Genomic DNA, 19,720 nt, shown 5'->3' on the forward strand with positions numbered 1-19,720 from the left:
GGGTCACCGCACGGTTGCGGATGCGCTCGGGCGGCCGCACGCCGCGTCCGTCGCGTGCGACGAGGCTCGCGCGTTCGGGGCGGACGCGCAGGTCGCGCAGCGGCCGCAGGCGGCGGCGCTCGTCCTCGCGCAGGTGCAGGCGGTCGCCGCGCCCGCGGCCGAAGCGGTCGCCGCGAACGGCGGAGACGGCGTTGCGGTAGCGCGCGTTCCGCCAGCCGTCGATGCGGTCGACGTTCACGATGCGGCGGTTGTCGATATAGATGTTGTTGACGTAGCGTGGCCCGCCCCAGCCTCCCCACCATGGTCTGCCGCGAAAGCCGAGCGGACCCCACCAGGGCAGGCAGGGCTCACCGAAGGCGAGCGCCACCCACCCGATCGGCGAGGCGACGTCCACCGACACGCCGACGCCCCCGCCGTAGCCGTAGCCGCCGACGAATCCCACCAGCGCCGGCGCATAGACGGGGCGCGCGACGACGGGACCCGGCGCCCAGCCCCAGTACGCGCCCGTGTTGACCCAGCGCCCATAGTGATAGGGTGCCCAGCCCCACGGCGCGTCGTCGACCCAGGTCCAATCGTAGTACGGGTCGTAGACCCAGCGGCCCGTCGTGTAGGGCGCCCAGTCGGGGCCGACGTCCTGCGGCACCCACACCTGGCCGTAGTCGGCGCTGGACTCCCAGGTGCCGTAGCGATCGAGGTCGTCGGCACCGGCGACGCTGGCGGCGACGTGCTGTGTGCTGCGCGGCTGCGCCGGGAGGGCGGCGAAGCGGGCGTCGTTCCACGCGTCGAAGGCGTCGGGCGCCGGCGCCGCGGCGAGCGCGACCCGGGCGGGATCGCTGCCGCTGAGGACGATCTGACGGCCGTCGCCGAGCGGCGTCTCGGCGCCGCCGGCGGGGACGACGTAGGCTTCGCCGCCCCGGCGGACGACGAAGCGCGTCTCGCTGGTCACGTCGACGCGGTAGTAGCCGGCGCGGTCGATCAGGAAGACGCCGTTCGGCGTGTCGACCTCGACGCGCTGGCCCTCCGGCAGACGCTGGAAGTCGAGCGCGGCCTGGCCCGAGGTGACCTCGAGCTGGAGGTAGCCGGTCTCGAGCGACGCGACGGCGACCTCGGTGTCGGCGCCGCCGCGCACCACGGCGCGCGCCGCCAACTCGATCTCGAACTGCGATCGCCCGCTGGCGTACAGACGGTCGCCCGCGGCGAGCGGGGTATTCACCTGCGCGGGCGCCCAGTCCTCGGCGCCCGTGCGCCAGAAGGAGACCGTACCGTCGGCGCGGGCGAGCCGCGGCGGCGTCGGCCCCTCGCTGCGCGCAGGCTGGGCGCGGACGGGCGACGGGGCGGCGAGTGCGACGGCGACGGCGAGCACGACCGGACCGCAGCGGACGAGACGGGACATGGTCCCCGCAACAGCGGTCGTCGCGAGTGGTTACGCGCGGACCTCTGTAGACATGGGCCGGCGCGTATGGCGCGTCGCACCGTGCGCCGCCCGCACGGCAATCCCGCTTTGCGCGGTCGCGCGGCGCGGGTGCGGGGCATGGCCATGGCACTCGTCGGCCCCGAGCAGGAGGACGTCTTCGCCTTCTCCGGGCGTGCTCGCCTCACGTCACTTGGCGCACTTGCCGTTCTTCAGCCCCTTGCACTCGCGGATGCGACGCGCGGCGCGGAGCTTCGGCTTGGTGCGGTGCAGCGTCGCCTGCTCGTAGTCGTAGGCGTAGCCGATGATCTCGCCCTCGCCGTAGAAGCTGCCGATGAACTGGAGCGTGCCGGGCACGCCGTTCGGGTAGAAGCCCATCGGCACCGTGATCGCCGGCAGGCCGAGCGTGTTGCTCTCGAAGCGGGCGGCGAGGTTGTCGCCGTACTGGCCGACGCCCGGATCGTCGAGCTGCTTGAACGCCGGCACGGTCGAGGTCGGCGCGACCAGGGCGTCGATGCCCATCTCCGCCATCCAGGCGTCGAGGTACTGCTCGCGCAGCTTCCTGATCGCGGCGTAGTACTGCTGCGCCACCGGCGCCGAGTTCGGCACCACGTTGCCGCCGGCGTAGGCGGCGAGCAGCAGGTCGGAGAAGAAGGAGAAGCCGGGGTCGGTCGGCATGATGGACGCCGCGGCCGGCAGCGAGGTGTACGGCGGCGGCGCGAAGTGCCGGAAGAACTGGTCGTAGTAGTAGACCGCGTTGCCGAGGCCGGGATCCGTCACCCCGAACGAGGTGACGAAGTCGGGCGGGAAGCCGAGCGCCGCCCAGGCGGGCGTGTTGAGCGCCTGGTCGACGAAGTAGAGCGTGTGCGCCGGCGGCGTCACCTCGACGAGCGTCGCGCCCTGGTCCTCGAGATCGAGCAGCGCCTCCTCGAACAGCGCCTCGACCTCGGGGTGGAGCGGCAGGGCGCTGCCGAGATCCGGCGTGCCCTTGCCGATGTACGGCTTCAGCACGCCGAGCACCTTGCCCTCGAGCGCGTGCTCGTCGAGGAACGCCAGGTACGTCGGCGGCCGGCGCGACGGCTGCTCGGGCGTCGGCTCCCAGAGGAACTCCGGCTGGAAGGCGTCGTTCGGGTCGACCTGCGCGAGGACGTCCATCGCATAGGCGACGTCCTTCACGCTCTTCGCGATCGGGCCGATGACGTCGCGCGACGGCAGCAGCGGCACGCAGCCGTTCGCCGGGATGAGGCCGAGCGTGGGCTTCAGGCCGACGAGCCCGTTGTAGTCCGACGGGATGCGGATGGAGCCGCCGGTCTCGCCGCCCATGCCGATCATCGCGAAGTTGGCGCCGACGGCGGCGCCGGTGCCCGAGCTCGAGCCGCCCGGCGTGCGGTTCGGATTGAACGGGTTCTTCACCGGACCCCAGGCCTCGCTGATGCCGTCGTACGAGAAGGCGAAGGTCGACATGTTCGCCTTGCCGATGATGATGGCGCCGGCCTGGCGCAGCAGCTTCACGTTGACGGCGTCGTCGGTGGCGACCAGCGCCTTCCAGGCGGCGATGCCGTTCGTCGTCGGCATCCCCTTCACGGCGTACGAGTCCTTCACGATGAAGGGCACGCCGTGGAGCGGACCCAGCACGATGCCGGCCTTGCGCAGGCGATCGGCCTCCGCCGCCTCGGCGAGCGCGTTCGGGTTGACGATGACCGAGTTGATCTTGGCGCCTTTGACGTCCTGCTTGTCGATGCGTCCGAGATAGCGCTTCACCACCGACACGGCGGTGACCTTGCGTTTCTTGTACGCCTCCTGGAGGTCGTCGATGCTGGCTTCGATCGGATCGAAGGTGGCCGCACGCGCGACGGTCGCGGACAGCGCGAGCGCCAGCATCAGCGCTCCGCGCAGCCGCACGCGGCGGCCGCCTGAGTCTACGTACATGACAAGCTCCGTTCTCCCCCCGGCGGGCGGGGAGCAGGAGCCATGCCATGCGCGGCCCTCGCTGCACCGGCGCGCCCGCGGCCGGCGCCGCCGCGCTGCGAGCCGCGTGGGCAACGCACTGCCGTGCGGAGCAGCGCGGGAAGCGTGGCGGCATCAGGACACGCGGCCGCGATTGGTCGCGAGCTCGCCGGCCTCGAGCAGCTGCGCGAGACGGCGCAGGTCGGCGCGCAGCTGCCGCTCCGCATCCTGGCCGAGGAGCCGCGCGACCAGCACGCCGGCGGCGCCGGCCGGCGGGCGATAGGCGAGCTCGACGCGCACGACGGTACCGCGACCGTCCGAGGTCGGCGTGAAGCCCACGCTGCCGTGGCTGTCGACGTCGGCCCCGTCGAGCGAGCGCCACGCGATGCGCTCGTCGCGCGCGTCGGCGGTGATCTCGGCGTCCCATTCGAGCGTGGTTCCCGCCGGCGCCTTCGCCGTCCAGTGCGAGCGCCGGTCGCCGGTCTCCCGGACCGCGGCGATGCGGTCCATGAAGCGGGGCACGTTCTCGAGCGCGCGCCAGAAGCGGTAGACGTCGCCCTGCGGGCGGGCGATCGTGACGCTCGCGACCACCGGCGCTTCGGCGTCGGCCGGCGCACGCCGGCGGCGGGCCAGCATCGTGATCGCGGCGACCCCCGCCACCGCCGCGGCGGCGGCGGCGACGCGGTTGCGCGCGACCATCTGGAGGCCGCGCGTCACGAGCGTGCCGGCGGCGGCACGCCCGGCGAGCCGTCCCAGCATCTCGTCGCGCAGCGGCCGCGTGACGCTGCCGACGCGGTCGACGACCTCGTCGCCGAGGGGCTTCGCGGAGGCGAGGGCGCGGCTCGCGAGCTCCGCGCCGGCCGGGACCGCGGTCGCGGCGAGGCGGCGCACGCGCTCGGCGATCGCGCGCAGCTCGCGCTGGGCGGCGTCGAGCGCGTCGCGGTCGACGCCGGCGGCGGAGAGCTTGGCGCCGAGCACCGTGAGCCCGTGCGCGATGGTGTCGTGGGTGCGGGTGGGCGATGCCATGGGAGCGACTCCTCGTGACGCCCGGCGCGGCAGGCGGCTGCTGCGCTCGGGCGCGACGGTTCAGGGTGTCATGACGTGCATGCGGTGCCTCAGGGAATGTCCACGCAGCGGCAGCCGGTGAGCGCGAAGAGGCACGCCTGGTCGGCCGCGCAGTAGCCGTTGCACGACGGCGCGCCGGCGTCGCCGCACGACGTGCCGAGACATTTGCACTCGCCGCCCGCGAAGGAGCAGCGTTGGTTGCGGTTCGGGCATGAGCCGCCGCACATGCGGTCCTCGAAGCCGCAGGTGTTCGCCGGGCGCGTCGTCGTGGTGACGCTGCCGGGGACGGTCGTCGTGGTGGTGATGGTCTCGGCGCCGCCGGCCGGCAGGCAGAGGAAGCGGCCAGCGCGCAGCGTGACGCCGCGTACGCCGAAGGCGTCCGCCAGCGTCGCCGGTCGGACCGCGGGCGGGCGGCAGCGGGCACGGTAGCAGAGCAGCGTCGGTGCCGGATCGAGCGTCGAGCTCGCAGGCGGCGCCGGCGTGACGGCGGCGTCGCGCTCGGTGAGGCAGGCCAGCTTCGCCGGCGTCTTCACGCGGCAGGTCTGGCCGAGGAAGGTGACGTCGTAGGTGCCTCTGGGGGCGGTGTCCCTCGCCTTGTAGCAGACGGTTCCGTCGATCGTCTGTGCAACCGCGGCGGCGGGAAGGGCCGCGGCGAGGAGCACGGCCCCGAGGAGCGAGGCGGCGTGTCGCATGCGTTCGTCATAGCGAGCTCGTGCGCTGCGGGAACCCCTGCGCTGCGGGAACCCCCGTCGGCGCGCGGGTGGGGTTGACAGGATGCGCGCGTCGGGTAGCCGGAGGACATGCGACTCCGCTTCGGTCATGCGGGCGTCGTGCTCGCGCTGGCAGCCGTCTCGGCGACGGCGCAGGTGGTGGCGCCCAACGGCGGGCCTGCGCCGCCGGCCGCGAACGGCGCGCCGGTCGCGCCGGTCCGCGGCCAGGTGCGGCCGGCGCCGCCCCTTACCCCAGGCGCAGTCGCGACGCCGACGGGTGTCGCGCCGGACGCCGAGAGCGGCAGCCCGGCGGCAGGCGTCCGGCGCGGCGCCGTCCGGCGCCGCCGACGCCCCCGCCGCGAACCCGAACGTGCTCGGCCGCGCGCGCCCGACGACGCTGCCGGAGCCGCCGGCGCGCGAGGCGCCGCGAGTGCGCGTCTCGATCGTGTCGCCGGAGGAGTCGACGGTGCACAAGGGTCGCCGCGGCATTCGCACCCAGGACGGCGACGGCATCGCCTCAGGGGCCGCGAACGACACGCCCAGCGGACCCAACGTCGAGCGGCTCGAGTAGGAAGCCCGAACGCGCGCGCGCCCGGCGACCGTGGCGAGTCGCCGGGCGCGCGTCGGGGAAGCGCGTCCGCTCAGGCGGGCGAACGCGGGTCACGGCTCGCCGGGCAGCGGGCCGAAGTCCGGGGGCGGCACGCGCAGCCCGGGGTTCTGCTTCTCGTAGGCCGCCGCGATGGTGAACAGCGTCGGCTCGGAGAACGGTCGGCCGATCAGCATGATCGCCGCCGGGAGCTTCACCGGGATCGGGCCGATCTGCCTCGTCCCACCCGGAGCGCTGGCATCGAAGATGCGGTCGTAGGCGTAGGTGGTGAAGCCCGCCGGCATGCCGAGCATCGGCAGGCCCTGCTGGCCGAGCGTGTTGATCGCCGACGAGCCGCGGTTGTTGAGCGTCGGCTCGGGCGGCATGCCGAGGACGTAGGGCGGCACGGTGCCGCACGACGATACCATCGCGTCGAGCTTCATGCGCGCCATGCACTGCATGACGATCACCTGGTACGCGAAGCGGTTTTCGAAATAGTTGGCGAGGCTCATCGTGGTCCCGCCCGCATCGGAGAGAAGGGCGGCCTTGCGGTCGCCGAAGTTCACCTGCGGGCGGATGTCGGTGTAGTACTGCGACTTGTTCGCGAGGTCGGTGATGGTCTGGATGGCGGCGTCGCCGCGCTCGCGCAGATAGCGCGTCAGCATGTAGGTGCCCTGGCCAGACGTGGTCGCGCCGCCGATGCTGCGCGCGCTCATGCCCGACGGCACGAGCGAGGGGTCGAACCACATGTCGAGCAGCGTATTGATGTGGTTCGCGCCGGCCGGGAACGCGGCCGGGAACTGCGCGGTGAAGAGCGAGTTGCGGTAGAACGGCGCCAGCTCGTTGATGCAGTCCTGGAGGAGGGCACCGCCCTCGCCGGGATCGACCAGGGTCGCGCCGGTGGCGGCGAGCGTCTTGATGGCGGCGCTCTGGATCTGGATGGACTCGACGTCGGCCTGGTTCCACAGCGACGGGTCCATGTACTCGCGCAGCACGCCGATGCGCATGCCCTTCAGGTTCTTCGGGTTCGTGTAGTCGTAGTACGGCTTCTCGGGCAGGCGGCCGACGCTGAACGCCGTCAGCTCGTCCTTCGGATCGTAGCCGACGATGACGTCGAACACGCGTGCGGTGTCCTCGACGGTGCGGCACATCGGGCCGAGGCGCGTCACCATGCTGGCGTCGATCATGCCGTCACGGCTGATCGTTTCCTGCGTGGGCACGAGACCGTAGATGTTGTTGTTCTTCGTCGGGTGGAGGATCGAGCCGCCGGTCTCCTCGCCGATGGCGCAGGTGACGAGGTTGGCGGCGACCGAGGTCGCGGAGCCGCCGCTCGAGTGGCCGGGGTTGCGGTCGGTCGCGTAGGGGTTGCACAGCACACCGCCGAACGAGCTGCGCGGCTGGCCCGCGGCCATCTCACCCATGTTCGCCTTGGCGAGGATGATCGCGCCGGCCTGGCGCAGGCGCAGCACGAAGGTGGCGTCGTCCGGCGGGCGGTCGTTGGCGTAGCCGGCGATCATGCCTGCCGTGGTACGCATGTCGAAGGTGTCGAACTGGTCTTTGATGGCCATCGGCACGCAGTGGAGCGGCCCCCACAGCTTGCCGGTCTTCGCCATGTACTGATCGAGCGCCGCCGCGGTCTCGAGCGCGTCGGGCATGCCCTGGTTGTTGTCGGCGAGGTCGGTGAGCGAGCGCGCCTTCTCCTGGTCGAAGCCCCAGATGGCCCGGTTGGCCGGACGCAGGTTCAGCGTCATGAGCGCGTTGATCTGCCCGGCGTGCGGCTTGGCGGTGATGAAGCCGAGCTTGCCCTGCGGCTGGTCGACGCAGACGCCGTTGTAGGCGTCGATGCGGTCGAGGTACATCTCGACCAGCTCGACGCAGGTGATCTCGCGGTTCTTGAGGGCCTTGTGGATCTCCGGGATCGTGGTCTCGAGGAGGTGGAACTTGCGGCTGCGCGGCGGGCGCTTCGGCCGCGGCGGGCGCTTGGCCTCGGCGACGGCTGGAGCGAGGGGCGAGAAGTCGGCCGGGAGGGCCGGTATCAGCATCGCGGCGATCGCGGCGCCCGCGGCCAGGTGACGAATTCGTCGTACGGTTCCAGTCATCTATACCTCGCAGTTCGAGTGATTCGGACGCGAGCCGCAGGGCAAGACGCGTGCCGGTGACGGCGTCACGCACGGCGGACGCTTCGTGCGCACACGGCTGCGCAGTGCCCGCACGAACGGCGCGATGCCGCCCGTTGTGTGGGCAGCGGAAGGTGGCGCCGCGCGTCAGCGGCAGGCGAGCTTCAATCGATCGCGGTCGGGGCGGCCGCCGGCGGTCGTGAGCTTGCCCTTCAGCGCGAGCCGCTTGCCGGCGGGCACGGGCAGCGCGGCGAGCGCGGTGCAGTTGGCCGTCGCGATCACGGGCTCGAAGCGCACGTCGTTGCCGTACGGTCCGACGACGCGCGCGCCGGGCAGCGCGGCGAGCGCGGAGAGGAGCGCCAGCGCGGCGAGCGGCGCCTTGCGCAGCGTCGAGCGCGGCAGGGCGTAGGCGGCGACGGGTGCGGCGACGCAGGCGGGGAGGCGCGGGTCGGCGACCGCGACGCAGATGGCGACGTGGAAGGTGCACGTGGTGGGATCGGCGTCGTGGTCGCAGCGCGGATCGCCCTCGTCGCAGGTGACGCCGATCGTCTTCAGCAGCTCGGACGGCAGCGGCGCGTCGACGTACCATTCCCCCACGCAGGCGGCGGTCGGGCTGCGGCCCCCCGTGAGACACGGGCGCTCGGGACCGTCGATGCACGCGGCGGTGGCGGCGTCGTAGACCTCGGTGCCGTTGCAGGGGTTGCCGTCGCTGCAGTCGAGGGGATCGCCGCCGCCGGCGTCTGCATGGGCGCGCGTCGGCATGCCGCCGGCGAACGCCGCCAGACACAGGGCGAGGGCGAGCACGCGGGCTGGCGACATGCAGGGCTCCTTCCGTCGGGGAGGTGTCAGTCATAACCCAATGCCCCCATGCATGCCAGACAGATTTGTCTACCGGTGGTGGTGCGCGGGGACCCGGCCGGGGCGGTCGTCCCGCGACGGGCGAGGGACCGCTTCCGCGTCGCGCCCGTCTCCGGCCCCGCATCTTCGGCATCGACAGGGGTAGCCGAATCCGCCGGACGGGGTATGGGAAGGCTATCGCGCCCGGGCCCTTCGAAGCGCCGGGGACGCCCCCGGGTGACATTAGAAAAGCGTGGGGATTTTCGGCATACAGCTTCGCGATGGTTGCGTTGAGCGTACCCAACCCACTGCCGAGAGCCGGAACTCGGGGGTTTCGGTCGAGGCGCGCGTTGACGGTGATCGCGACGCTGGTGGTGATGTCGGGGGCTGCGGGCTGCTCGCTGTTCGAGGGTCCCCCTCCGCCGCCGCCCCCGCCCGCGGTCGTGCAGGATCCGGGGCCAGGCTATCCCCACCTCGTGCTGAAGCTGGGGGAGCGCCGGGTGTACCTGGTCGAGGAGGAGGGGAAGCAGGGGGAGTCGTTTCCGGTGGCAATCGGGAAACATCCGTATCTGACACCGGTCGGCAAGTTCCGCATAAACGAGATGGTGGAGAACCCGGACTGGGTCGTCTTCGATTGGAAGAACCCGGAGAAGACGCTCGGGCGCATCCCACCGGGGCCGAAGAACCCGCTCGGTCTGCGCTGGATCGGGTTCGCATCCGCACACGGCTGGGAGATCGGTTTCCACGGCACGCCACGGCCCGAGCTGCTCGGGCAGGCGGTGAGCCATGGATGCGTCCGGATGAAGAACGAAGACGTGGTGAAGGTCTTCAGCAAGGTCAGCATCGGCACGACGGTCATCGTCGAGCCCTAGTCAAGAGCCTGACATCCGCCCCATTCAAGGGAAGCGGGCTTGATGACGATGCGTTATTGAACTATTCGCCACGCCAGTTAGCGAAGGGCACGAGAGCGGCGCTTAGGTAGGAGCCAGGAGGCTCCCGAAATCAGTGGTGCCGAAAGGGGAAGCGTGAATGAACGTAAGAAGGGCAGTAGCAGTGGCAGCCCTCGCAGCTCTCACGGGCTGCTCGGGCATGGACCGAGACGCGTGCATTGCCGTGGGGACGGGAACGGGCGCGTTCATCGGCGGAACGGCGGGCACCCTGGGTGCCTACTACGGGTTCCGCGATGACGTGGACGGCGGCAGCCTGAACTGGCGCATGGCCGGAACGGGCCTCGCAGGCCTCGTGGCCGGTGGCGCCGCCGGTTGGGCGATCGCGAACGCCGTGTGCGAGGAGCCGCCGGCGCCGCCGCCGCCGCCGCGTCCCGCGCCTCCGCCGCCTCCGCCGCCTCCGCCGCCGTCCGAGCGGCGCGGTGGATGAGGTAGCAGGCTAGAGCAACAACCGAAGGGCGGTCACCACAGGGTGACCGCCCTTCGGCGTTCGTGGGGCGCGCGTCACGCCGCCGCGAGCCGCGCGTCCAGGTAGAACGCCGCCGGCATCGGACGGCGAAGGCGCCAGGTGATCGCCATCGGGCGCTCGCCCTCGTGGCGCACATAGTCGGCGAGCCCGAGGCACCGGTAGGGCGCCGCGAGCCCGCGCTCGTCCGTGCGGTCGCGACGCACGAAGAGCAGCACGTGCGAGCCGCGCGTGCGGTGGTGCCGGTAGCGCTGGCCCGCCGCCGAGGCGGCGGCGGTCGTGCTCTGCGACTCCCAGTGGAAGAGGTCGGGGGAGATCGCATAGTCGCGGTACATCGTCGTCGGTGAGTAGTCGCGCTCCGACTTGTTGGTGGTGACGAAGAAGACGTCGGCGTCGAGCGCCGAGTCGAAGAGCACGCCGGCCTGGTGGCGCGCGTAGCGCTGGCCCGGCCGATGACGGTCGAGCGCGGCCAGGATCTCGTCGAGCGTGTAGGCGGCGTGGGTGCGAAGCGGCACGTCCAGCTCGAGGGGCCAGGTGAGGTGGTCGGTGCGGTCCTCGACGAGCGGCAGGAGCTGGCGGATCTCGTCGAGCACCGGCGCCGACGCCGCCACGCGACGCAGGCCCTCGGCCACATCGATCTGGGCGCCGGCACCGCCCCAGAGCAGGAAGTGGAGCATCGTGTCGATGCGGTCGCCGCTCGGGGCGAGGGTCGCGAACAGCCGCCGCGCTGCCGCGAGCCGCACGTCGTCGTCGAGGTGGACGAGGCGCGCGACGCCGATGGCGAGCGCTGCCTCCCACTCGCTCGGCGCCTCGGCGACCATGCCCGCTTCGCGGCGCAGCGCCGTCCATCCGAGCCAGCGGCTGCCGAGCTTGCGATAGAGGTCGCCCGGCTCGAGGCCGGACCACGCGAGGAACTCGACGAGGGAAGCGTCGCTGCCGCAGTCGCGCAGGGCCTCGACGAGCCGCCTGCGGCTCATGCCGATCGAGTCGCGGACGTTCTCCAGCACGAGCGCGGCCGCCTCGCGGTCGAGATCGATGGCGCAGCCGGGCGGCAGCACCGGAAAGCCCTCGTCGACCTTCCGCTTCACCTCGCGCGGCGATCCGCCGGCGAGGGCGCGATAGCGGACGTCGAAGCGGAACTGCCGGCTCGGGCGGCCAATGAAGTCGAGGACGGTGCAGCAGACCTTGCCCTCGGCGCGACGCAGCCCGCGGCCGAGCTGCTGCAGGAAGACGGTGGCGCTCTCCGTCGGGCGCAGCAGGAGGAGCGTGTCGACCTCGGGTACGTCGATGCCCTCGTTGAAGAGGTCGACGGTGAAGAGCACGTTCACCTCCCGGTCGCGCAGCTGCTGCAGGGCGCGGGCGCGGGTGTCGCGGTCGGTATCGCCGGTGATGGCGAGGGCGGGGATGCCGAACGCCGTGAGCTCGGCGGCTATGAACGCGGCGTGGCGGACGCTAACGCAGAACCCGAGCGCACGCATGGCCGCGACGTCGGGCACCTTGCGGCGGAGGGCCTCGACGATGATGCCGACCCGCCGGCGCGCGCTCTCGCGGCCGAGGACGTAGACGTTGTCGAGCGCCGCCGGCTCGTAGCCGCCGCGGCTCCACTTCACGGCCGAGAGGTCGGTGCCGTCGTACAGGCCGAAGTACTGGAAGGGAGCGAGTATCTGCTGCTCGAGCGCCGCCCACAGGCGCAGCTCGGCGGCGATCCGACCGCCGAAGAAGCGTCGCACGTCGCCGCCGTCGGCCCGCTCCGGGGTGGCGGTGAGGCCGAGGAGCAGGCGGGGCGTCAGGTGTCCGAGGAGCGTCGTGTACGTCGTCGCCTCGGCATGGTGCACCTCGTCGACGATGACGACGTCGAAGGCGTCGGGCGCGAGGGCGGCGAGGTCGGCCTTGGCCAGCGTCTGGATCGATGCGAAGACGTGCCGGCCCTCGGTGGGGCGCTCGCCGTCCACCCACAGCTCGCCGAAGGTCTGGTCGCGCAGCACCTCGCGGAAGACAGCACGGCTCTGCCGCAGGATCTCGCGGCGATGGGCGACGAAGAGGAGGCGCGCCGGTGCCAGCTCCGCGCGCACTCGCCGGTAGTCGAGCGCCGCGATGACGGTCTTGCCGGTGCCGGTGGCGGCGACGACGAGGTTCCTCCAGCGATCGTGCAGCGTGCGCTCGGCGGCGAGCGCGTCCAGGATGAGGCGCTGAAACGGATAGGGCTGGATGTCGAGCCCGGCGAGCGGCGTGTCGGGATCGGGCGCCGTGCGTGCGACGGCCCTGGCGAAACGCTCGTGCTGCGCAGGCCCGTACGGCTCGAACTCGGGGTCGTTCCAGTACGCCTCGAACGTGCCGGAAAAATGGTCGAGCACGTGCGGCGTCTCGATGGCGGAAAGGCGCACGTTCCACTCGAGCCCGTCGAGCAGCGCCGACGCCGACAGGTTCGACGAGCCGATGTATGCCGTGGAGTAGCCGCTGTCGCGATGGAACAGCCAGGCTTTGGCGTGCAGCCGGGTTCGCGAGACGTCGTACGACACCTTCACCTCGGCGCCCCACTCGGCGAGTGCATCGAGGGCGCGGGCTTCGGTCGAGCCGGTGTAGACGGTGGTGAGGACGCGCAGGCGGCGTCCGGCGTCGAGCAGGCGGCGGAGCTGCGGCTCGAGGAGGCGCAGTCCGTACCAGCGCACGAAGGCGCAGACGAGGTCGACGGCATCGGCGCTGGCCAGCTCGCGCTGGATCTCGTGGCCGATGCGGTGCTCGCCGCGGCCGTTCACGAGCAGGCCCGAGACGGCGAGCGGCACGCCGGGACGCTCGGGCGCCGCCGGCGCCGTAACGCCGTCGCGGACGACTACGGCGCGCAGCTCGTCGGCGGTGTCGGCGACGCGCTCGCCGTCGAGCCATGGGTCGGCGCCGAGGCGCGCGCGTAGCGCGTCCACGACGGCGTTGGCGAGGGCGATCTGGGCCTCGAGGCGCACGCGGCCGTCGCCGGGGACGTCGCGCAGCACGGCGCTCAACGTCGCGGCGAGGTGGCGGGCGAGGACCCGGTGGGCGTCGGCGGGGTCGAGGGCCGCGCGGTCGACGTGGTCACCGAGGGTGCGGAGGAGGGCGTCGAGGGAGGTGGTGACGAGGCGCTCGTAGAGGCCGCGGGCGAGGGGCGGGGGCACCGGGGTGCGTATGGCGCGGCGCGGGGCGGAGGGCAAGGATGCGCGGCTTTCTAGGCGTGCGGGCGTGGCGAAGTACGCCGGCGTACGAACGAACAATCGCCCGACGTACGGCCGAAGCGCTGCTGACCAGGGACGAGCAGCTCCGGGCGCGCTACGACCGCTCGGTGTGGGTGGGTTCGGCGGCTCGGCATGGAGCCTGCGCGCGTGGATCGCCCCCGAGAGGGTGCGCCTCGCCCGCGATTCGCTTCCGCCCCCCCGCGACGAGCCCGCGCTTCGCCTTCGCGCCGCGCGCCGCCGCCGAGCCCGCCGCGGTGAGGAGGTCGGCGTGCGCGACCCGGCGCAGCATGAAGAACAGCTCCAGCGCCGCGTCGAGCCGCACGGCGACGGGGGATTCGGCAACCTGATCGCGCTGCCGCTGCAGCTCGCGGCTCGGCAGCGGGGCAACACGCTGTTCGTCGACGATCGGCTTTCGCCGTTCCCGGACCAGTGGGCGTTCCTGGCGGGCATCCCGCGGATCGCGCCCCCCACGGTGGACGCGTTGGCGGAAGAAGGCGGCCGGCTCGGACGCATCGTCGGCGTGCCGATCAGCGTCACGGGGGACGACGAGGGTGGCGTTCCCTGGGTGATTCCATCCTCGCGCCGCCCGAAGGTCGACCCGATCGTCGAGCCGATCCCCGACGAGGTGCGAGCGGTACTGTCGCATCGACTGTTCATCGAGAAGGGCCGCCTGTCTTCGGCGCTGCTCAACCAGGCGAAGCGACTGGCGGCGTTCCAGAATCCGGAGTTCTACCGGCGGCAGAAGGCTCGACTCTCGACGGCGCTCACGCCGCGCGTGATCGCATGCGCCGAGGACCTGCCGCACCACATCGCCCTGCCGAGGGGATGCACGGAAGGGCTCGTCGAGCTCCTGCGGGGGCTCGGGGCGGACCTGCGGCTGGAGGATTCGAGCGAGTGCTGGCAGCGATGAAGGCGCGCTACGTGACCGGCCTCACGGCGACGCCCTACCGACGCGACGGCCACCAGCCGATCATCTACATGCAGTGCGGTCCCGTGCGGCACGTCGTCGACGCGCGCGCACTCGCGGGGGGGCGGCCCTTCGGGCATCGACTCGTCTGCCGGGAGACGGCCTTCCGACACCAAGAGGGCGCGGTCGCGGTTGGCATCCAGGACATGTACGCCAGCTTGGCCGCGGACAGCGCGCGCAACGACCAGATTCTCGGCGACATCGTCTCGGCGGTGGCGGCCGGGCGTTGCCCGCTGGTCCTGACGGAACGGCGTGATCACCTCGACCTCCTGGCCGGGAAGCTGCGGGCCTTCGCACGCCACGTCGTCGTGTTGTGCGGCGGTGGCCGAGCCCGTGAGCGGCGGGAGGCATTGGCGCAGCTGGCCGCGATCCCCGCCGACGAGGAGCGGGTCGTGGTCGCCACCGGCAGGTATGCGGGGAAAGGATTCGACGACGCACGGCTCGACACCCTGTTCCTCGCCATGCCGATCGCCTGGAAGGGCACCCTGGTGCAGTACGCCGGCCGCCTGCACCGCTCGCATCCGGAGAAGCGGGAGGTCGTGATCTACGACTATGTCGATCCCGAAGTGCCGGTGCTGGCGCGGATGTTCGAGAAGCGCCTGCGTGGGTATCGGGCGTTGGGCTACGAGGTGTCGAGGGCAGGAGGCCGCGGCTGAGGACAACGGCCGGCGATGGTGTCTCGCGAAGCAACGCAGTTCATAGCAAGGTGTCCGGCCCGCGGGCTGTACGATGCGCATGACGATCGAGGAGGCGATCGCGCCCGCCGTCGACAAGGGCCGCGGGCACAAGGATCAGGCGGGCCGGGCGTACATCTGGCCCCGCTGCGCGTAGCCCTTCGCCTCGACGACGATGACGCGCGCATGGCGGCCGTGCTGCACGACGTCGTAGAGGATACGATCACGACCCTCGACGACCTCCGCGCGCTCGGCGTCCCGGAGCACGTCGTCGTCGCGGTGGACCATCTGACCAAGCGCCCGGAGGAGCGTGGCGACGAACTACCTGACGTTCATCCGGCGGGCGAAGCGCGATCCGATCGCGCGGCACGTGAAGAAGGCCGATCTGCTCGACAACTCCGATCCCGCGCGGGTGGCGGAGCTGAAGCCGGACACGCGGAAGCGGCTGCAGCGTCGCTACGGCGAAGCGCTCGCGGAGCTGGAGGAGGAGTAGGGTGCCAAGCTCGACCGAGAGCTTCCTCGCCATGCTCCGCCACCTGCGGCTCGACCGGAGCCAGGGCGTGGTGAAGCCCAACAAGCCGCTGCTGGTCGCCGCCGTGATCCTGCTGATCGGCAAGGGCAAGATACGCACGCCCGACGTCGCGCTCGACGGCGGCCTCACGAGCGCGTTCCGCCAGCTCCTCGCGCTGCTCTTCCCCGACTGGAAGCTCGGCAGGAGCCCCCGAGTACCCGTTCCGCCACCTCGAGACCGACGGTTTCTGGAAGCTCGTCCCGAAAGACGGCGCGACGGGAGCGCTCGAGGCGTCGCGCGACCTCGGCGGCCGCGCCTGGACGATGCTGAAACACGTCGCGTTTGCACGCATGGAGGCGGGGATATTCAAGACCCTCGCACAGTCGCCCGAGCTGCGCGCCCAGGTCCTCGATCTGCTGTGCGCCTGGTACCTGCCCGCCGGTTCGCGCGTGACACTGTCGAGATTCGAGGGCGCCGAGTCGCTGGGCACGGCGAAGACGACGGCGGCGATCCTCTCGGAGAAGGCGCTCGAGGAGAGTCTGGTGCGCGAGTGGGCGCGGACGGCCTTTGCCGAGCTGGGCATCGAGTTGGCGCACCCGGAGAAGCACCGCCGTCCGTGCCGCCAGGTGCTGACGCCGGTGAACGCGATCGACCTCCTCGGCTATCACCCGGAGCGCAAGGAGTGGTGGGTGATCGAGCTGAAGCACGGCCGCCCGGGCGACGAGGTGGTGGGCCAGGTGAGCCGCTACCTCCAGTGGGTCTCGGAGGAGTGCGCGCAGCGCGGCGAGACGGCGCGCGGGGCGGTGGTCGCGCGGGATGCGGACGCGAAGCTGCGGTACGCGGTGCGGGCGAACCCGCGGCTGTCGTTGTGGACGTGGGACGAGGGGTTGAACGTGACCGTCGTCGAAGGGGCGGCGGAATCGACGACCTGAGCTGGCAGGCGGATGCCGGTCGCTCCGGCCTCGAATCACGCGTCAGAAAGCCGCGTCGACATCGCGAGCGCCGCTCAAGACACGAATCACGTCGATGCCGTTCCGAATCGGCTCGTAGAAGACAACGTACTTCCCGACCGGGAAGCTCCGGATCGCCGGGCCGAGCTCGGGACGTGCGCGTCCCATCTCGGGGGGGCTGCGAGCAACTCGAAGCGTGAAGCGAAGTGGTCGATCAAGCGGTCGCTCGCGTCGAGATCGTCCTCCGCGATGTAGAGGGCGATCTCGAGAAGGTCAGCGTCGGCCTGCGGGCGCCGCGTGACCCGGCTCATTGTCGCCTGCTGGACTTCACTCGGTTGCGAACGCGGCGCTTCAGGTCGGCAGCGTCGAAGGCCGCCGAGGGGCCGCTGTTGAGCCCTTCCTGGATGTCGCGGCGAAGCTCTTCGATCCGGAGGCTCTTGAGGCGATCGCGCTCGTCGAGAAGGCGTAGTGCCTCGCGGACCACCTCGCTGGCGGAGAGGTACAAGCCGCTCTTCACCTTGTCGTTGACGAGCTGCTCCAGCTCCTTGGTCAGGGATACGTTCACGGCGGTAGTCTACCCCAGTGGCGAGGGATGGCAAAGATTGGCATCGGCTGGAGGCCGTGCTGCAGGAGCGTCTCCCGGCACACCACGGAAGGGCAGGCGGGTCGAGGTCGATACGGCGGGGGCAGGGGTGCCGTGGTCGGCGTTCGAGTATGGGGTGCTGAGCCACTTGCCGTAATGAACAGGCGGTAGACTCGTACGTACGAGGCTGCGCTTGACGTACGTTCGCTGGCGCCCGTACGGTCGATCCATGGCCGATCGGATCACGGCGTCGAAGCTGCGCGAAAACGTCTATCGCATCCTCGACCAGGTTCTCGAGTCGGGTCGCCCCGTAGAGATCGAGCGGCGGGGCCGCACGGTGCGGCTGGTGCCGGTCGAGCCGCCGAGCAGGCTCTCGCGCCTCAAGCGACGACGCTTCATCAAAGGCGACCCCGAGGCCCTGGTGCATCTCGACTGGTCGAAGGAATGGAAGCCGTGACGTATCTCGACACCCACGTCGTCGCTCGTGCGAGCTCGATCGCGTGCCGGAGCCGGCGCGTGCCGCAATCGAGCGGAACGAGCTCCTCGTGTCCCCGATGGTGCTGCTCGAGCTGCAGTATCTCTACGAGGTGAAGCGCACCACGCAGCCGGCGCGCGCGGTGCTGGGCGCGTTGCGCGAGGAGATCGGCATCCGCGTCTGTGACGCGCCCTGGGCGAACGTCGTAGCGCTCGCGACCGGGCTCGCCTGGACGCGCGACCCATTCGACAGGCTCATCGTGGCCCACGCCATGCTTCGCGAGGCGGCGCTGGTGACGAAGGACCGTCAGATACACACGCGCTACAAGCGCGCGATCTGGTCATAGGTCAGTCGTGGTTCGCGTTGGGTTCGAGGACGACTGCCCTGTGCAGCTATGCCGTCCTGCACGGCATCTTCCCCACACCCCCCCTTGCAGGGCTTGGCGGGTGCAATGAAGCTGAACGCCGACATGCGCATGTCTGCCAAGCGCAAGTCCTTGGATGCGGACCAGGCGGATGCCTTCCTGGCGACCGCCGAACGCGTCGCCCTCACGTGGTACCCCGTCTTCCTGCTGATGTTCCGCACGGGGATGCGCCCGGGCGAAGCACTCGCCCTGCGGCGCGATGACGTGAACCTGACCCGCCTGCGCATCAAGGTGGAACGCGAAAAGGTGCGCGATGCCGATGGGACGTGGACCATCGGCCCGCCCAAGTCCCGCAAGAGCCTTCGTGAGGTGCCCGCGTCGGACGATTTGGCGGAAGTGCTGGCGCCCCACGTGGGCAAGCTGCGGCTGGCGACCAGCGCCGCCGCCGCATTGCCCTGGCTGTTCCCGAACGAGCAAGACCCCGCGACGTATGCGAAGCCCGCCGATGGCACCCGCGACGTCTACGCGCTGGCAAAGGCGATGAAGAAAGTCCTAAAGGCGGCGGGCCTCCCCGTCGTCGCGTTCGGCTTCACGCCGAAGTCAGGGCGGCACACGACCGCGACGCTGCTACTGGACGCGGGCGAAACGCAGGCGCGCGTCCAAGACTTGCTGGGCCACGATGACATCCGCCTGACGGCGGCGCTGTACGGGTCGGACCGCAAGGAAGTGGCCGACACCAACAAACTGAATCGCCACCGTCACAGCGTCACAGGCGCGCAGGGCTGAACCCGCGCCACCGTCACAGGAACTGTCACAACAGATGTCCTTCTGCTGGTTGCCCCTGTCCTAAGCGCGCGAATCCTGAAGAGCCACCCGCCGGAGTCGAACCGGCGACCTACTGATTACGAAAAGTGCCAGTGGGTTGCTGCTCGGTTCCGGCGGGTGCTCGTGTGTAGCGAAGTCAGGGGCTTGGGGCAATGTCCGAGGCAGCGGGATGCACGAGCACCGACGCGCACCGCGACTGGACCGTGACTGACCGATGGTCCGGCGGACCTTCTGACCTGTTGATTCCGTCGGTGTCGAGCCGTGGACCCGGCCGTGCGGGCCGGCTATCAGCAGCAGGTGGTGGAGGTCCCGGACCACGTTCTGCGGCGGCTCCTGATGGCCAAGGAGATTCTCTCCGCCGTCGGGCCCCTGACCTGTTAATCCGGTATCAGTGTGCGTCGGAAAACCGACGCGGGAACAGGTGGTTGCGAGGGCCAGTCGCGGTCCAGTCACGGTCAGCGGTCGGCCGCCCATCGGCACGGGATCGGCCATCCACGTAAGAAGCGGGGCGATGAAGGCCGCTTCGCCCGGCGCGGGACCGAAGCCGAAGCGCTCGCGCGCGAGTCCCTTCCGCGCCCCACCGGGACGACCGTCGCAGCACGGCGGTACCATGCTCACCCGGATCCTCCGCACCGTCCGACTCGACACCATCGACAACCGTTCGCAGGTCGGCGTCGCGCTCCGGCGGTTGCGTGAGGAGCTGATCGCGCAGCTCGGCGGGCCGTCGGAGGTGACGCCGACGCAGCTCCTCCTGATCGAGGAGATCGCCAAGAAAGCCGTCATCGTCCGGGCGACCGGCGAGTACATCTTGGCGCAGGAGATGCCGGTGCAGGACGGCGCCCTCCTCGCCGTCGTGATGCAGCACGACCGCCTCCAGGCCACGCTGGCCGGGCTCCTCGACCGTCTCGGCTGGGAGCGGCGGGCGAAGCAGCTCGACCTCGCGTCCCAGCTCGCAGCGCTCCACACCAAGCGTCCCGATCCCGAGCCGACCCCCGCCACCGGCTGAAGACAACTCACCTCCGGACTCACCGAACTCACTACGAGGGGGGGGGAGCCCTCGGCCGATAGGAACTCACTCAACT

The 19,720-nt window shown here is 71.2% G+C and carries 17 protein-coding genes and 2 pseudogenes; 10 read left to right on the forward strand and 9 right to left on the reverse strand.

The features are described from left to right. The 4 genes from KIT14_12460 to KIT14_12475 all read right to left on the reverse strand — a co-directional run. On the reverse strand, positions 1-1,393 hold a 1,393-nt coding region (locus tag KIT14_12460), incomplete at its 3' end, for a hypothetical protein (protein ID MCW5891348.1). Positions 1,394-1,600: 207 nt separating this feature from the next. Next, positions 1,601-3,340: an amidase gene (locus KIT14_12465; GenBank protein MCW5891349.1), complete on the reverse strand. Its 1,740-nt coding sequence runs from the start codon at positions 3,338-3,340 to the stop codon at positions 1,601-1,603. 153 nt (positions 3,341-3,493) lie between these two features. Beyond that, complete coding sequence (locus tag KIT14_12470; protein MCW5891350.1) at positions 3,494-4,384, reverse strand: SRPBCC family protein; 891 nt, start codon at positions 4,382-4,384, stop codon at positions 3,494-3,496. 89 nt (positions 4,385-4,473) lie between these two features. Further along, entirely contained in the window at positions 4,474-5,115 is a 642-nt protein-coding gene (locus tag KIT14_12475) for a hypothetical protein (protein MCW5891351.1), read from the reverse strand. Positions 5,116-5,503: 388 nt separating this feature from the next. Between KIT14_12475 and KIT14_12480 the strand changes: the two genes are divergently transcribed. Then, positions 5,504-5,704, forward strand: a complete 201-nt coding sequence (locus KIT14_12480) for a hypothetical protein (protein ID MCW5891352.1) — start codon at positions 5,504-5,506, stop codon at positions 5,702-5,704. Positions 5,705-5,793: 89 nt separating this feature from the next. Here the strand turns inward: KIT14_12480 and KIT14_12485 are convergent, their stop codons facing one another. Together KIT14_12485 and KIT14_12490 are read right to left on the reverse strand one after the other, a co-directional pair. Next, entirely contained in the window at positions 5,794-7,761 is a 1,968-nt protein-coding gene (locus tag KIT14_12485) for an amidase (GenBank protein MCW5891353.1), read from the reverse strand. Positions 7,762-7,983: 222 nt separating this feature from the next. After that, a complete protein-coding gene (locus KIT14_12490; protein MCW5891354.1) occupies positions 7,984-8,655 on the reverse strand; it encodes a hypothetical protein in 672 nt (223 codons plus the stop codon). A gap of 395 nt (positions 8,656-9,050) precedes the next feature. Here KIT14_12490 and KIT14_12495 point away from each other — a divergent pair, with 395 nt between their 5' ends. Next, positions 9,051-9,545: a L,D-transpeptidase gene (locus KIT14_12495; GenBank protein MCW5891355.1), complete on the forward strand. Its 495-nt coding sequence runs from the start codon at positions 9,051-9,053 to the stop codon at positions 9,543-9,545. 579 nt (positions 9,546-10,124) lie between these two features. Here the strand turns inward: KIT14_12495 and KIT14_12500 are convergent. Beyond that, complete coding sequence (locus tag KIT14_12500; GenBank protein ID MCW5891356.1) at positions 10,125-13,739, reverse strand: DUF3427 domain-containing protein; 3,615 nt, start codon at positions 13,737-13,739, stop codon at positions 10,125-10,127. A 22-nt stretch (positions 13,740-13,761) separates the two neighbouring features. On the opposite strand from KIT14_12500, the gene KIT14_12505 reads away from it, so the two are divergent. From KIT14_12505 to KIT14_12520, 4 genes and pseudogenes are all read left to right on the forward strand, one after another. Further along, positions 13,762-14,199, forward strand: a complete 438-nt coding sequence (locus KIT14_12505) for a hypothetical protein (protein MCW5891357.1) — start codon at positions 13,762-13,764, stop codon at positions 14,197-14,199. Then, positions 14,184-14,912: a hypothetical protein gene (locus tag KIT14_12510; GenBank protein ID MCW5891358.1), complete on the forward strand. Its 729-nt coding sequence runs from the start codon at positions 14,184-14,186 to the stop codon at positions 14,910-14,912. Before KIT14_12505 ends, KIT14_12510 begins: the two co-directional genes overlap by 16 nt. Before the next feature lie 79 nt (positions 14,913-14,991). Then, a pseudogene (locus tag KIT14_12515) lies at positions 14,992-15,423 on the forward strand (GTP pyrophosphokinase). A gap of 341 nt (positions 15,424-15,764) precedes the next feature. Beyond that, positions 15,765-16,373, forward strand: coding sequence for a DUF1016 family protein (locus tag KIT14_12520; GenBank protein ID MCW5891359.1), 609 nt, complete (start codon positions 15,765-15,767; stop codon positions 16,371-16,373). Between the two features lie 42 nt (positions 16,374-16,415). Here the strand turns inward: KIT14_12520 and KIT14_12525 are convergent. Both KIT14_12525 and KIT14_12530 read right to left on the reverse strand, forming a co-directional pair. After that, a pseudogene (locus tag KIT14_12525) lies at positions 16,416-16,702 on the reverse strand (type II toxin-antitoxin system RelE/ParE family toxin). Then, the gene (locus KIT14_12530; protein ID MCW5891360.1) at positions 16,699-16,956 is read right to left on the reverse strand and encodes a type II toxin-antitoxin system ParD family antitoxin; all 258 of its coding nucleotides are present in this window, start codon (positions 16,954-16,956) and stop codon (positions 16,699-16,701) included. The pseudogene KIT14_12525 and the gene KIT14_12530 overlap by 4 nt, the downstream one beginning before the upstream one ends. Before the next feature lie 247 nt (positions 16,957-17,203). Here KIT14_12530 and KIT14_12535 point away from each other — a divergent pair, with 247 nt between their 5' ends. From KIT14_12535 to KIT14_12550, 4 genes are all read left to right on the forward strand, one after another. Beyond that, positions 17,204-17,431: a type II toxin-antitoxin system Phd/YefM family antitoxin gene (locus tag KIT14_12535; GenBank protein ID MCW5891361.1), complete on the forward strand. Its 228-nt coding sequence runs from the start codon at positions 17,204-17,206 to the stop codon at positions 17,429-17,431. Between the two features lie 43 nt (positions 17,432-17,474). Then, on the forward strand, positions 17,475-17,795 hold the full coding sequence (locus KIT14_12540; protein ID MCW5891362.1) for a PIN domain-containing protein: 321 nt from the start codon (positions 17,475-17,477) through the stop codon (positions 17,793-17,795). A 105-nt stretch (positions 17,796-17,900) separates the two neighbouring features. Next, positions 17,901-18,599, forward strand: a complete 699-nt coding sequence (locus KIT14_12545; GenBank protein MCW5891363.1) for a site-specific integrase — start codon at positions 17,901-17,903, stop codon at positions 18,597-18,599. A gap of 649 nt (positions 18,600-19,248) precedes the next feature. Continuing rightward, positions 19,249-19,644, forward strand: coding sequence for a hypothetical protein (locus tag KIT14_12550; GenBank protein MCW5891364.1), 396 nt, complete (start codon positions 19,249-19,251; stop codon positions 19,642-19,644). The last annotated feature ends 76 nt before the right edge of the window (positions 19,645-19,720 follow it).

This window comes from bacterium (assembly GCA_026129405.1).
Classification (GTDB): Bacteria; Desulfobacterota; Binatia; order DP-6; family DP-6; genus JAHCID01.